Origin of the sequence: Stutzerimonas nitrititolerans (genome assembly GCF_003696285.1) — a bacterium.
GTDB classification, from domain to species: Bacteria; Pseudomonadota; Gammaproteobacteria; order Pseudomonadales; family Pseudomonadaceae; genus Stutzerimonas; species Stutzerimonas nitrititolerans.
In genome coordinates this window covers 155,427-169,308 of the sequence record NZ_RFFL01000004.1, presented here as the reverse complement: position 1 = coordinate 169,308, position 13,882 = coordinate 155,427, and the positions used below count along the sequence as shown (strand labels likewise).

Sequence of the window (13,882 nt, the reverse complement as noted above, 5' to 3'; positions counted from 1 at the left end):
AACCGCCTGGCTCACAGATATTTCAGCCAGGCGATGTCCCGGCGCCGTGCCTTGAGGCGCGCGAACCAGCGTACCGGCGGATAGAGCACGACGATCAGCACCAGCGAGCAGAGCCAAAGCGCGGGCACCGAATCGAAGCCGAAATGCTGCCCCTGGTTCAGCCCCCAGACCGACGCGGCGAGCAGATACAGCAGTTTCAGCACGTACAGGTGCAGCAGATAGAAAAACATCGGGGCCGCGCCGAACACCGCCAGCAGGCGGATCAATGCGGACTGCCCGCGGCGTTCGAGCCATACCAGCAGCAGGAGCCCGATTCCCAGCGTCAGCGCGAGGAACAGCAGCGACGGCGGATACTTGGTGATGTTGAAGAAGCTCATCAGCGTCTGGGCCGCGTGCTCGCCGCTGGCCCAGGGCGCGTCGCCATAGCCGTTGCACAGCCGCAGCAGCAGAAAGGTTCCCAGCGCGCCCGCCGCCCAGAGCGACAGCTTGCGCTGGCGGCTCGACGCGTCTACCGCGCTGCCGAACCAGGGGCCGGCAGCGTAGCCCAGCGCGATCACGCCGATCCAGGGCAGGAGGGGGTAGGAGGTGCGCAGGTGCAGGGAGGGCCCCACTTCGATCCAGCCACGGTCGTGCAGTATCGACCATGGCACGTAGGCCCAGTGTCCCGGCGCGAAATGCACGGCATCCAGCAGATTGTGCCCAGCCACCAGCAGCAGGCCGAGCGCGACCAGCACACCCCGCGGCAGCCACACCAGCAGCGCGAGCGCCAGCATGCTCAGCCCGATGACCCAGATCACCTGCAGGTAGATCACGCCGGGCGGGAACTGGAACGTCCAGGCGAAGTTCACCAGGGTGATTTCCAGCACGACGAGAAACAGCCCGCGCTTGAACAGGAAGCTTGAAACCGATGCCCGTCCGTCGTGCTTCGTCCCGTAGAGGAATGCCGACGTACCGGTAAGGAAAACGAAGACCGGCGCGCAGAGATGGGCCAGCAGGCGGCTGGCGAACAGTGCGGGGTCGGTCTGGCTCACGTCCATGGGGTCGTTCACCTGCATGTGCAGATAGAAGGTCTCGCGGACGTGATCGAGCAGCATGAAGAGGATTACCAGTCCGCGCAGGGCGTCGATGGACTGGAGCCGAGTGGAAGCCGGTACTGACATTTACATCCTTAACTGTCGCATTTTCGTGAATCGATAACGCTGCCTGCCCAGTTCCGCCTCGGAAGCGGTTCTGTTCACAAGAAATAGAAATAATATAACATTATACATTTGCCGGGCCAGGACATGCCGGTGCTATCGACGGTGCCATGACTGCCCGGATCACACTGCAATAAATTCAAGGGAAGAAAATGAAGAACGAACGCGTCATTCCGGCGGTGCTGGTCGCGCTTGCCAGCACGGCCAGCCATGCCGCACCGACTGGAGAATCCACGATCACCTTGGGCGAGTCCTACGTCTACTCGAACTCAGGTGGCTTGCAGCAGACCGGCAGCAGCGTACTGACCTCGGTGGATGTTCTCGGTGGCGACATGCTGGAGGACAAGAACGCCATGAACAGCTGGGAACTGCTGGGCCAGATGCCCGGTATCCAGCTCACGGAAACCCGCCAGGGCGCCGAGTCGGGCAAGGCCACCTTCCGCGCCTTCAATGGCGAGGGCTACATCAACGGCATCAAGACGTTAATCGACGGTGTTCCCAGCAACGTCAACAGTGGCAACCAGCGTTTCATCGACATGGTGTTCCCGCTCGACCTCGAGTACATCGAGGTGGTCCGCGGCACGAACGATCCACGCTACGGCTTGCACAACATCGGCGGCAACATCAACTTCGCCACCCGCCAGGGCGGGAATTACACCGACGGCCGACTGACCTACGGCAGCTTCGATTTCCGAGAGGTGCAGCTTGCGCTGGGTCGCGAGTCCGATAACTTCGCCCAGAACTACTTCCTCGCCCGGCAGGATTCGAACGGCTATCGCGACCACGACCGCTCGGAGAAGTACGTCCTCGGCGGCAAATGGTTCTACACAGACGATGCGGGCCTGTTCAAGCTGGGCCTGGTGACCCGGCTGTATCACCATGAGGCCGAGGAGGCCGGCTTCCTGACCCGTGAAGAGCTGCGCGCCAGCCGGACCGATTCCGCCGCGAAGAACGCCAACGACGGCGACGACCGGGACATGAAGCAGGTTGCCGTGCATCTGGACTGGCAGTTGCGTGACGATTTGGCCTTCAGCAACAAGCTGTACTACAACAGCTACGAAGATGATCGAAAGGTCACATTCACCTCCTACCCGCTCGGCAATGCACCGCGCCAGCGTCGGCAGTGGGAAGAGCGACAGACCGGTCTGCTGAGCTCGCTGACCTGGCAGGCGTCCGACTGGCTGACGCTCGATGGCGGCGTCAACCTTGAACACCAGGACAACGAGTACCGCCGTTATCGCTATGCCTTCGACGTGCCGACGGGCTTTTCCGCGCCGGAGCGCATCCAGAACGACGACGAATACACCCTCGACAACGGGGGTGCCTACGTCCAGGCGGTAATCGAGCCGATCGATTCGCTGAAGATCATCCCGGCGTACCGGGTGGACAGGTTCTCCGGCGAGACACACCTGCCGAACGGCATGGATGCAGACCTCCAGGACTATGGCTGGATCAGGCAGCCCAAGCTGAGCGTGGTGTATAGCCTGACGCCGGACCTGAACCTGTACGCCAACTGGGGCAGGACCTTTCAGATCCTCACCGGGTCGGGCGAACCGGCCTACATGACTCCCGGTCAGGCCGCGTTCAGGCCATCGATCAATACCGGCAAGGAACTCGGGGTGAAGTTCAGGCCGTTGGATGGCACCGAGGCACGCGTAGCGCTCTGGCAGCAGGACGCCACCGACGAGGTGGCGAACATGCCGAGCACCGGCACCACCGTGGGCCTTGGCAAGACGCGCCGGCGGGGCATCGACATGCAGGTGACCTCGTACATCAACGAGCAGTGGACCGTCTGGGCCTCCCACGCCATTCAGGAGGCCAAGGTGGTCAGTGCCTATACGGCGGGTGGCCAGTCGCTGGCGGGCAAGGAAGTCTTCTCGACCCCGCGCTACATCTCCAACCTGGGCATGGAATACCAGCCCAACCGCCAATGGCGCTTCGGCCTGCAGGCCAGGGCGCAGGGCGACTACTACATCGACGAGCTGAACGAACAGGGCAAGTACGGCGGTTTCGCGGTGCTGGACGCCAGCGTGCGGTATGCCCTGTCCGAAACCGCCAGCCTCGACCTGCAGATGAAGAATCTGACGGACCGCGAGTACGAATACGTGTGGTACGACAATTTCTTCTGGGGCGGCGACGACCAGCCCATGTTCTCGCCGGCGCCTGGGCGCACCGCCTACCTGTCCATGAACCTGAAGATATAAAGCGGCGCCAGGGCGCGCGCGGAAAAACTCACCGGCTGGCGGCAGCTGGCTGCGCCTCGGTATCGCCGCGAAGGGGCCAGCCAGGGATGGCGACCATCAGTTCTTCGTAGGCCTGGTCCAGTGCATCGCGCAGGGTTTCGCTGCCAGGGGCGTAGCGCGAAATGATGAAGCGGACCGGCACCCGCTTGATGGTGATCGACGGCAGCGGCTCCATGTCCAGTTGCTGCCGCGCGTGCTCCACGGGCATCTCGTAGCCGAGCAGGAAATCGCCCCGCTGATGCTCCAGCATACGCAGCCCGGAGAGGTGGCTGGCGGTGTGATGCAGGCGAATCTCGCGTTGCGGATCGTTGAGAATCCGGTTGATGCGCGGCCAGTAGTCGTAACCGCCGATCAGGATCACGCCTCGTCCCGTCAGCCCTGCCAGGGCGTTCGCCAGGCTCGGAGCAGGCGTGTCGCGACGGTGATACAGATTGAGGTCGATTCTGCTGAGGGCGTGACGTGTCTCGAGGGTATGTGCGGCCAGTTCGGGCTTACCTGCCGCGCCGGGCCAGAGGTCGATGGAACCGTCCATCAACCCGGCATAGAGGCGGGCGCTGGGCAGTGCGCGAAACGAGGCCTTATAACCCGCCTGCTGCAGGACGCGCCGCGTGACCTCTACCACGCGGCCTTGCGCCTGGCCCTGCGCATCGCTGTAGATCGCGGGCGGAAACTCCGAGAAACCCACCGTCAGGGTCGGCCGCTCGTCCGCCGCACTGCCGGCCAGGCAGGGCGCGCTGAACAGCAAGGCAGCGAACAATGTGGGCATTCTGGCCAAGGGGAGCTCCGTCGTCCCGGTAATTGATTGAGCGATCGAACCACCCGCCGGTCATGCTCCGGGAAAAGGGTGATGCCCCGGCCTATGCTGAAGCCGAGGGGCAAGCCTAACAGGCCAAACCGACCCAAGGTGTGAGCGGATCAAGGAGTTGCGTATGCGGCGCAAGGTTTTTGCCAGCAAGATTTTCGATCGCAAGGTCGTGCTGATTACCGGGGGCTGTGCCGGCATCGGCCGCGCCCTGGCCGAACGCATGGCCCAGGCGGGCGCACGGCTGGTGATCTTCGATCTGGAGCAGAATGCACTGGACGGCCTGGTGCAGCACCTGGTCGATCATCACAACGCCGATGTGCTGGGGCTGCGCTGCGACGTGTCCGATAGCATGGCGGTGCAGCAGGCGGTGGCGCTGGTGCTGGAGCGCTTCGGCGGCATCGACGTGCTGATCAACAATGCCGGCATCACCCACCGCAGCCGTGTGGCGGACACCAGCCTGGCGGTGTTCGAGCGAATCATGGCGGTGAATTTCTACGGTGCGCTGCACTGCACTCAGGCGGCATTGCCCAGCCTGGTGGCCCGCCGCGGACAGATCATCGTGCTCAGCTCGCTATCGCAGTATGCGCCGGTTCCCGACCGCGCCGCGTACAACGCCAGCAAGCACGCGCTGCACGGCCTGTTCGAAACCCTGCGCGGTGAACTGGACGGCACCGGCGTCCACGTGATGCTGGTCTGCCCCGGCTATACCGCCACCGATCTGCGCAAGAACGTGCTGGTCGGCGATGGCTCTACCGCGCCACAGCCAGCCCTGGCCACCGGACGCGTGGCTTCGCCGCAGGACGTGGCCGAGGCGATCTACCAGGGCGCGCTCAAACGTCGGCGCTTGTTGGTGCTGTCCAACCTCGACTGGCGCGCACGGATGATCGCCCGCTGCTTTCCCCGGCTGTTCGAGCAATTGCTGCTGCCGCGTCTGACCGGCAGCCGGATGTCGCGGGGCGTCAGTTAGGGTCTGTCGTAAAGCTCCTGCATCAACTGCACGTCCCAATAGGCGGCTTCGATCTTGTGTCCGTCCAGGTCGCGGACGAAGCAGCCGTAGTAAGGCGCGCCGTATTCCTCGCGTGGCCCCGGAGCGCCTTCGTCCGCTGCGCCGGCGTTCAATGCGGCGCGGTGAAAGGCATCGACCGATGCCTTGTCCGCGGCGAAGAAACCCACGTGCGTGCCGTTGCCGATGCTGGCCGGCCGGCCATCGATGGGCGTGTGCAGCCAGAACTCCGGGTATTCACGACCCCAGGCCTGCGCGCCGGGGTGGGAGAGGATGCGCGTACAACCCAGCGTGGCCAGCACTGCGTCGTAAAAGGCCACGGCCTCGTCGAAGCGGTTGCTGCCGAGGGATACGTGGGAAAGGATGCTGGGGTTCTGGTCGGCCATGGCAATGTTCTCTCGGGAAATGAAACAGCCTAGTCGACCGCTCGTGATTTGCTCGTTAACGCTGTTCGTCCCGTGTGATGGCCTGCGCGCTGCAGAGCATGAAGCAGCGGAACAGCACCACCGTCGCCAGCAGCTGGATCAGCCCGACGGCGCTGTCGACCAGTATCGCCTGTGCCGGGGGCGGTGGTTCGCCGGCCCAGAACTGCGCGGCGATCCAGGCTTCCAGGATCCACAGCGGCAGCAGCACGGCGAGGATGCAGCCGAGGATCAGCAGGAAGTGGCCGCGGGTCTGCTGAAAGCTGGCCTTCAGCGCTGCCAGTGGCGTCATGCCGCGCAGCACCAGCAGATATTCGGCAAAGGCGATCTTCACCATCACCCAGAGGCCCGGCAGTACGAACAGCGATGCGCCGAGCACGATCAGCAGCGTACCCAGCGCGGCCAGTACCGCCAGCGCCGGCCATATCGGCAGCGTCCGCGCCAGCACCTCGCGCACGCTGGGCTCATGGCCACGGCTGCGGGCGTCGAGGAACAGGATCAACGCACCGACGTACAGCGGATAGAAGAGGATTCCCGTCAGCAGCTCCTGCGCCGGCAGCGCGCCCTTGCCCAGCCAGTGGTCGACCGCCAGCTTGGCGCAGCTCTCGAGCACGATCAGCGGCAGGCAGAGCCGGGCGATGGTGGTCAGGTTGCGGGAATAGAAATACCAGGCGTCGCGCAGGATGGTCAGAACGTTCACGTGCAAGGCGGTCTCGAAAAACAGGCCCGCACTTTAGCCCAAGAGGGTAGCGGGAGACATGTGCGATTTTGCCATCCATACTGGCGCCTTTCCTCGATTCGGGCTGTTGCGTGAAGAAGATCGCCCTGTTTGCCGATGTGCAGAACCTCTATTACACGGTGCGCCAGGCCCATGGTTGCCACTTCGACTATGCGGCGTTGTGGGCCGATGTGAGCGCACGCGGCGAGATCGTCGAGGCCTATGCCTACGCCATCGACCGCGGCGACGCCAAACAGCAGCAGTTCCAGCAGATCCTGCGCAATCTCGGTTTCACCGTGAAGCTCAAGCCCTATATCCAGCGCAGCGACGGCTCGGCCAAGGGCGACTGGGACGTGGGCATCACCATCGACGTGCTGGATGTCGCCGCGCGCGTGGATGAAGTGGTGCTGGCCTCCGGTGATGGCGATTTCGACCTGCTGCTCGAACGGGTGCGAGCCGGTGGCGCCGAAGCCACCGCCTATGGCGTGCCCGGCCTGACCGCGCAATCGCTGATCCGCGCCGCCACGCGCTATGTGCCCATCGAGGGCAGGTTGCTGCTGCGCTAGGGTCTGTTGCCGTTTCGTCGCGAGCCGCGTTGCTGCGAGAAATGGCAACAGACCCTAGGTGAAGACGAACTCGTTCGGCCGGCTGCGAGTCTGTGGCCGAATGAATTCGGCCCTACGGTTGATACGTGGCGGTCCATTGTCGTGGCTGTAGGGCCGAATTTATTCGGCCTGGGGTCTTGCCAACGTCTTCGTCCGCTGCGATTCGGCGGGACTTTGCGCGTAAACTTTCCACTTCGTTTTCCTCGTCCGGTTTTATCTCATGACTTTCGCCTCCCTGGGCCTGATCGAGCCGCTGCTGCGCACGCTCGAATCCCTCGACTACACTACGCCGACTCCGGTCCAGGCCAAGGCGATTCCCGCCGTGCTCAAGGGCCGCGACCTGATGGCGGCGGCGCAGACCGGCACCGGCAAGACCGCCGGATTCGCCTTGCCGCTGCTGCAGCGTCTGACCCAGGAAGGTGCGCCGGTGACGAGCAATTCGGTGCGTGCGCTGGTGCTGGTGCCGACCCGCGAACTGGCCGAGCAGGTGCACGAGAGTTTCCGCGTTTATGGACAGAACCTGCCGCTGCGCACCTACGCGGTGTACGGCGGCGTCAGCATCAACCCGCAGATGATGGCGTTGCGCAAGGGCGTCGACGTGCTGGTGGCCACGCCCGGTCGGTTGCTCGATCTGTACCGGCAGAACGCGGTGAAGTTCGCCCAGGTGCAGGCGCTGGTGCTGGACGAGGCCGACCGCATGCTCGACCTCGGTTTCTCCCAGGAGCTGACCGACGTGTTCTGCGCCTTGCCGCGCAAGCGCCAGACGCTGCTGTTTTCCGCGACCTTCTCCGAGCCCATCCGCCAGTTGGCCGGCGAGTTGCTGCGCGACCCGCTGTCCATCGAAGTCAGCCCGCGCAATACCGCGGCCAAGACGGTCAAGCAGTGGCTGGTGCCGGTGGACAAGAAGCGCAAGAGCGAACTCTTCCTGCACCTGCTGGCGGAAAAGCGCTGGGGCCAGGTGCTGGTGTTCGTCAAGACGCGCAAGGGCGTCGACGAGCTGGTGGCGCAGCTGCAGACCCAGGGCATCGCCAGCGACGCCATCCACGGCGACCGGCCGCAGGCCTCGCGGCTGCGCGCGCTGGAGCGCTTCAAGGCCTGCGAGGTGCAGATCCTGGTGGCTACCGACGTGGCCGCGCGCGGGCTGGATATCCATGACCTGCCGCAGGTGGTCAACTTCGACCTGCCGATCGTCGCCGAGGACTATGTGCACCGCATCGGCCGTACCGGCCGCGCCGGCGCCACGGGTGAGGCGATCTCGCTGGTCGCCGCCGACGAGGTGGACCAGCTCGCCGCCATCGAAACCCTGATCAACCAGATCCTGCCGCGCCATGACGAGCCAGGCTTCGTGCCCGATCATCGGGTACCTGTCACCCAGCCCGGCGGGCAGATCGTCAAGAAGCCGAAGAAACCCAAGAAGCCCAAGGACGGCGCCGGCAAGGGCAGAATCCACCTGGGCAACTGGTTCGACGAAAGCGAAAAACCCAACGCCAAGCCGATTCGCAAGGTGCCGAGCCTGGGCGGGGCAAAGCCGGCAAAGAAGAAGCGCTGAGCGAACCGTCAGGCGGCCGGCGTTCAGTGGGACTGGCGCAATTGGCCAGGTGGCGGCTAGGGTGCCTGTTCCACGCAGACAGACAGGGGTAGGTGCATGTTGAAGCTCTGGGGCCGGACCAATTCCACCAACGTGAAAAAGGCCCTCTGGTGCCTCGAAGAACTTGGCGTTCCCTATAGCCGGGTCGATGCCGGTGGCGCCTTTGGCATCGTCGGCGAGCCGGGCTATGCGGAAAAGAACCCGAACCGCCTGGTGCCCTGCTTGGAAGATGGCGAACTGGTGTTGTGGGAGTCCAACGCCATCGTTCGCTACCTGGCGGCGCAATACGGCGAGCCCGCGTTGTGGAAGCCCGATCCGCGTCAGCGGGCGGAGGCGGACAAGTGGATGGACTGGGCCACCTCGTCCCTGGCGGCACCTTTCCGGGTGGTGTTCTGGAGCATGGTGCGCACCCCGGCCGAACAGCGTGACATGGCCGCGGTAGAGGTGGCGCTGGCCGAATGTGGCAAACTGCTCGCCATCGTCGACCGCGCGCTGGCCGAGCAGCCGTATCTGTCCGGCGCGAGTTTCGGCATGGGCGACATTCCGCTCGGCTGCTTCGCCTACGCCTGGTTCGAGATGCCCATCGAACGCCCCGAACTGCCCCACCTCCAGGCGTGGTACCAGCGCTTGCAGGAGCGCCCGGCTTACCAGCGCGCGGTGATGATCCCGTTGACCTGAGCCGGCTAGGCGTCCTCGCCCTGGGCTTCGGCCTTGATGAAGTCGATAAAGGCCCGCAGCGGCGAAGGCATATGCCGGCGGCCGTGGTAGTAGAGGTAGGGGCCATCGAACACCTGGCTCCAGTCTTCGAGAATGGGCACCAGGCGGCCGTCATCGAGTGCCTCGCGGAGGAACTCCTCGAAGAGATAGACGACTCCCAGTCCGTTGATGGCGGATTTGATCCGCAGGTCATGGGAGGAGGTCACCAGCTGGCCGCGCGGTGGAATACGCAGCCTCTCACCATCCTTCTCGAACTCGAAGATACCTACCTTGCCGTTCTCGAAGCGGTGCCCGATCAGTTGGTGTTCGGTCAGCTCCGAAGGGTGCCGCGGCGTGCCATGAGCCGCCAGGTAGGCAGGCGATGCGGCGGCAACGAAGCGCTGCCGGCGCGGGCCGATGGGCACCGCGATCATGTCCTTGGCCAGGCTTTCTTCGTAGCGCACGCCAGCGTCATAACCGGCACCGATGACGTCGATGAAGGTGTTCTCCATGACCACCTCGACATTTACGCCAGGGTAGCGTTTGAGGAAGCGTTCGAGCAGCTCGGGCAGCAGATAGCGCGCGACCGGCACCGGCACGTTCAGCTTCAGCGTACCCACCGGGCGCTGTGATTCATCGTCCAGGTCGTTGAAGGCCGCGTTGATCTCTTCCAGCGCCGGCCGCAGGCGTTCCAGCAGGCGCGCGCCAGCGCTGGTCGGGGTCACGCTGCGGGTGGTGCGGTTGAGCAGGCGCAGGCCCACATCGCTTTCCAGGCGGCGCATGCAGTCGCTCAAGGAGGAGGCCGAAATCCCTCGTTTCTGCGCCGCCGCGCGAAAGCCTCCGGCCTCGATCACGGCGGCGAACAGCGCGACATCACTCAGGTTGGGTTGGCGCATCTTAACGTCCCCGGTTGCTGCGGAAACTGTACGCCTACTCGTACAGCCCGTCCACGGTTGCCCGGATTATCACGGGTTATCCGCAGGCAGATACTGCCCACGTCGGCCATTCGGTCATTTTCTGAGCAGCGGAGGCAGCAGCCATGTGGAGCAGAACGAACACCCCAGCGTTGGGCAATCCAGCCCCGGCGCAGCGATTGATGAAACTCGCCAAGGCTCTTTTCGCCAGCGTTGTGCTGGCGGTCGCGATGACCGCCGAAGCCGACAACCGCGAGGCGCCGAAGCCGGATTGGAGCGTCAGTGACATGCCTTCACAGGAGGGCCGCATCGTGTTAGTCACCGGCGGCACCAGCGGCATAGGCTATGAGGACGCGCTGGCGCTGGCCAGAACGGGTGCCGAGGTCATCATCGCCGCGCGCAATGTCGAGCGCGGGCGGGAAGCCATTGAGCGCATCCGCCAGCAGGTCCCGGATGCGCGCGTCCAGTTCGAATCTGTCGATCTGGCCAACCTGGCTTCGGTACGCGAGCTGGCCGAACGCCTGAATGGTCGACTGTCGCGGCTCGATGTGCTGATCAACAACGCCGCCATTATGGCGCCGCCGCAGCGCCGAACTTCTTCGGACGGTTTCGAGCTGCAGATGGCGACCAACTACTTCGGCCACTTCGCACTGACCGGGCTGCTGATGCCGCTGCTTCGGGAAAGCGAGGATGGTCGGGTGGTCAGCCTGTCCAGTATCGCCGCCGCCCGCGGCGCGCTGGATTTCGATGACCTGCAATCCGAGCTGGACTACGACCCCTACGGCGCCTACGCCCAATCCAAGCTGGCCGTGCTGAACTGGGCATTCGAGCTGCAGCGGCGCAGCGATGACGCAGGCTGGGGAATTCGCAGCATTGCCGCGCATCCGGGCGTCGCCGTCACCGAGCTGATCGAGCGTGGTCCCGGGCTGGACAGCCCCTTCGGAGAACAATGGGCGCAGAACCTGGACGACTACCATTCCGCTGCCCAGGGAGCGATTTCCACCCTGTACGCGGCCACAGCGTCGGAGGCTGTCGGCGGTGCCTATTACGGGCCGACCGGAGAGGACGAAAAGCGTGGGCCGCTGGGCTTCGCCCGGACCCCCGAGGCCGCCTGCCAGCGCACGGACGCCGAGCAGCTGTGGCAACTGTCTGAGCGCCTCACCGGCGTCACCTATCCCTGATCGCCGCGGGCACGGGCTGTTTCCCGTGCCTCGGCTGCGCACGTCGATTTCGCGGAGCCGCCTTATGAACGCGCTATCCATTTCGCAACGCCTGAGTACCACCCTCAACGCCGAACCCCATGAGCTGCGCCCCTCGCTGATGGGTTTCGCACTGTTCTTCTGCCTGTTTACCGGCTACTTCATGCTTCGCCCGATTCGCGAATCGTTGGGCATCGCGGCGGGGGTGGAAAACCTGCAATGGCTGTTCACCGCCACCTTCTTCGTCATGCTGGCGGCAGTGCCGCTGTTCGCATGGCTCAGCTCGCGGGTGCCGCGGCTGCACTTCATCGACTGGGTGTACGGCTTCTTCTGCGTGAACCTGCTGACGTTCGCCGCGTTGTTTCACCTCATGGGCGAAAGCCCCTGGCTGGCGCGGGTGTTCTATGTCTGGATCTCGGTCTACAACCTTTTCGTGGTCTCGGTTGGCTGGAGCCTGATGGCGGACGTGTTCGACGCCGGCCAGGCCAAGCGCCTGTTCGCCTTCATCGCCGCAGGGGCGAGCGTCGGCGGCCTGGTGGGGCCGGCGCTCAGTGCTCTGCTGGCCGCTAGCCTAGGCGAAGCCGGGCTGATGTTGCTGGCCGGGCTGCTGCTCGGTGTTGGATTGGCGCTCAAGTATTCGCTGATGCGCTGGCGCGAAGTGGGCGGCGCCGGCCGACCGGATGCGCTGCCTGCCGAAAGCACGCGCAGGCCCTTGCCCGGCAACCCCTTCAGCGGCATCACGCGGGTGCTCAAGTCCTCTTATCTGTTGGGCATCGCCGGCTTCGTCGTGCTGCTGGCCACGGTCACTACCTTTCTCTACTTCGAGCAGGCGCGGCTGGTGGCCGAGCTGTTTCCCGACCGGGCCGCGCAGATCCGTGTGTTCGGCGCCATCGACGTGATCGTCCAGGCCGGCGCCTTGCTCTCGCAGGTGTTCATCACCGGGCGTCTGGCGCAGAAGCTGGGCGTGCGCGTGCTGCTGGCGATAGTGCCGTTGCTGGTATGCCTGGGCTTCCTCGGGCTGGCACTGGCGCCCAGCTTCGCCATGCTGGCTGCGCTGATGATCGTGCGGCGGATCGGCGAGTACGCTTTCGTCAGGCCTGGGCGCGAAATGATCTTCGCGCCGCTGGATGCCGAGAGCAAGTACAAGGCGAAGAACGTCATCGACACCATCGTCTATCGCGCCGGCGACGCCATCAGTGGCTGGGCCAAGACCGCGCTGGACATGCTCGGCCAGGGCGCCGGGCTGGTGGCGGTGGTGGGTGCCTTCTGTGCCTTGCTGTGGGGCTTGCTTGGCTGGCAGCTGGGCAGGCAGGCCGACGATCGGGCCGAGCGCGCCGTTGGCGCGAAGGGCGCAAACGGCGCGGCCGTGCCCGCCCGCCAGCTCAGCCTGCCGTGACCGTCATGCCGCCGTCGGCCATGACCACCGCGCCCACCATGAAGCTGGCGCGCTCCGAGGCCAGAAAGGCCACCACCTCGGCGATCTCCTCCGGTTGGGCGGCGCGACCGATGGGGGCGGCCTTGCCGTGCTTGGCGAGGAATCCGGGGCCGTCGTCCACAACATCGTTGAGGATATTGGTGACCACGTCGCCGACGCCGATGGCGTTGACGCGGATGCCATGCTCGATCGCCTCCAGCGCCAGCGTGCGCGTCAGTTGCGCCAGCGCGCCCTTGGATGCGGCGTAGGCGGCGATGGTGGGGAAGGCGAAGTACGAGGCGTAGGAGGCGATGTTGACGATGGCGCCCGACTTGTTGGGCAGCATCGCCTTGAGCGCCTCGCGTGAATGCAGGAAGGCTGCGGTGACATTGGTCGCCTGGATACGCTCCCAATCCTCGCGGGTCATGTCGATGACCGGCTTGTTGATGATGATCCCGGCATTGTTCACCAGGATATCCAGTCGCCCGAACCGAGCCAGCGTCAGCTCCACTGCACGTTCGGCCGCGCCGTCCGCGGTGATGTCTGCCACCAGCGGCACCAGTCCTGGTTGCGCCAGGGCCTCGACGTCCGGACTCAGATCCTCGGCAACGACCTTGGCGCCGCGGGCATGCAGCAACTGCGCGATGGCCTTGCCGATTCCACTGGCGGCGCCGGTAACCAGGGCGACCTTGCCTTCGACTTCCTGGGGAAAGCTGTGCTTGATATCAGTCATGCGTATTGCCTCCGATGTGCGTCAGGCAGGACGTTCGCCGGCCCGGCGCTTGTGAGCGATGTCGGGCTCACTGTCGCGCAACCCCAGGCTCATGGCTTTCGCGGCCTTGCGCGGACTGTCGGATTCTTGCGCGAAGACGAGGGGTGCTCAGTCCCGCACCCTAACCCTCTCCCACAGAGGAGAGGGAACTGGTTCAGTGACAGGCCCACCGCCGACGACTCGGTGGCGCCAATCCGCTCCCTCTGGAGAGAGGGTTGGGGTGAAGGGAAAGACTTCCATCCAGCGCAAGAACCCAGCCAGCGAGCCATCCCGATTCCGGCTCTGAGCTAACCTTTGCGCTCGCGTC

At 64.8% G+C, this 13,882-nt stretch carries 13 protein-coding genes; 7 read left to right on the top strand and 6 right to left on the bottom strand.

What is annotated here, in order from left to right; all coding sequences use genetic code 11:
- Positions 1-11 precede the first annotated feature (11 nt).
- A complete protein-coding gene (locus EA795_RS06440) occupies positions 12-1,160 on the bottom strand; it encodes an acetyltransferase domain-containing protein (protein ID WP_122076233.1) in 1,149 nt (382 codons plus the stop codon).
- 188 nt (positions 1,161-1,348) lie between these two features.
- Between EA795_RS06440 and EA795_RS06435 the strand changes: the two genes are divergently transcribed.
- Positions 1,349-3,400, top strand: a complete 2,052-nt coding sequence (locus EA795_RS06435; RefSeq protein WP_122076231.1) for a TonB-dependent receptor — start codon at positions 1,349-1,351, stop codon at positions 3,398-3,400.
- Between the two features lie 28 nt (positions 3,401-3,428).
- On the opposite strand, the gene EA795_RS06430 is transcribed toward EA795_RS06435, so the two are convergent.
- On the bottom strand, positions 3,429-4,205 hold the full coding sequence (locus tag EA795_RS06430; RefSeq protein WP_058076109.1) for a substrate-binding periplasmic protein: 777 nt from the start codon (positions 4,203-4,205) through the stop codon (positions 3,429-3,431).
- Between the two features lie 163 nt (positions 4,206-4,368).
- Here EA795_RS06430 and EA795_RS06425 point away from each other — a divergent pair, with 163 nt between their 5' ends.
- A complete protein-coding gene (locus tag EA795_RS06425) occupies positions 4,369-5,211 on the top strand; it encodes an SDR family oxidoreductase (protein WP_122076229.1) in 843 nt (280 codons plus the stop codon).
- Here EA795_RS06425 and EA795_RS06420 read toward each other — a convergent pair.
- Both EA795_RS06420 and EA795_RS06415 read right to left on the bottom strand, forming a co-directional pair.
- Complete coding sequence (locus EA795_RS06420; protein WP_014854068.1) at positions 5,208-5,633, bottom strand: VOC family protein; 426 nt, start codon at positions 5,631-5,633, stop codon at positions 5,208-5,210. The genes EA795_RS06425 and EA795_RS06420 overlap by 4 nt on opposite strands.
- Positions 5,634-5,688: 55 nt before the next feature.
- The gene (locus tag EA795_RS06415; RefSeq protein ID WP_043942856.1) at positions 5,689-6,369 is read right to left on the bottom strand and encodes a YciC family protein; all 681 of its coding nucleotides are present in this window, start codon (positions 6,367-6,369) and stop codon (positions 5,689-5,691) included.
- A gap of 110 nt (positions 6,370-6,479) precedes the next feature.
- Here EA795_RS06415 and EA795_RS06410 point away from each other — a divergent pair, with 110 nt between their 5' ends.
- The 3 genes from EA795_RS06410 to EA795_RS06400 all read left to right on the top strand — a co-directional run bounded on the left by EA795_RS06410 (position 6,480) and on the right by EA795_RS06400 (position 9,258).
- Positions 6,480-6,953: a LabA-like NYN domain-containing protein gene (locus tag EA795_RS06410; protein WP_014854066.1), complete on the top strand. Its 474-nt coding sequence runs from the start codon at positions 6,480-6,482 to the stop codon at positions 6,951-6,953.
- A gap of 259 nt (positions 6,954-7,212) precedes the next feature.
- On the top strand, positions 7,213-8,541 hold the full coding sequence (gene rhlE1 / locus EA795_RS06405; protein WP_122076227.1) for an RNA helicase RhlE1: 1,329 nt from the start codon (positions 7,213-7,215) through the stop codon (positions 8,539-8,541).
- A 96-nt stretch (positions 8,542-8,637) separates the two neighbouring features.
- Positions 8,638-9,258: a glutathione S-transferase family protein gene (locus EA795_RS06400; protein ID WP_122076225.1), complete on the top strand. Its 621-nt coding sequence runs from the start codon at positions 8,638-8,640 to the stop codon at positions 9,256-9,258.
- A gap of 5 nt (positions 9,259-9,263) precedes the next feature.
- Here the strand turns inward: EA795_RS06400 and EA795_RS06395 are convergent, their stop codons facing one another.
- Complete coding sequence (locus EA795_RS06395; protein WP_122076223.1) at positions 9,264-10,172, bottom strand: LysR family transcriptional regulator; 909 nt, start codon at positions 10,170-10,172, stop codon at positions 9,264-9,266.
- A gap of 200 nt (positions 10,173-10,372) precedes the next feature.
- Here EA795_RS06395 and EA795_RS06390 point away from each other — a divergent pair, with 200 nt between their 5' ends.
- Complete coding sequence (locus EA795_RS06390) at positions 10,373-11,371, top strand: oxidoreductase (protein ID WP_122076221.1); 999 nt, start codon at positions 10,373-10,375, stop codon at positions 11,369-11,371.
- A gap of 64 nt (positions 11,372-11,435) precedes the next feature.
- On the top strand, positions 11,436-12,785 hold the full coding sequence (locus tag EA795_RS06385; RefSeq protein WP_122076219.1) for an NTP/NDP exchange transporter: 1,350 nt from the start codon (positions 11,436-11,438) through the stop codon (positions 12,783-12,785).
- Here EA795_RS06385 and EA795_RS06380 read toward each other — a convergent pair.
- Positions 12,772-13,536, bottom strand: coding sequence for an SDR family NAD(P)-dependent oxidoreductase (locus tag EA795_RS06380; protein WP_122076217.1), 765 nt, complete (start codon positions 13,534-13,536; stop codon positions 12,772-12,774). The two genes, EA795_RS06385 and EA795_RS06380, sit on opposite strands and share 14 nt — an antisense overlap.
- Positions 13,537-13,882 lie beyond the last annotated feature (346 nt).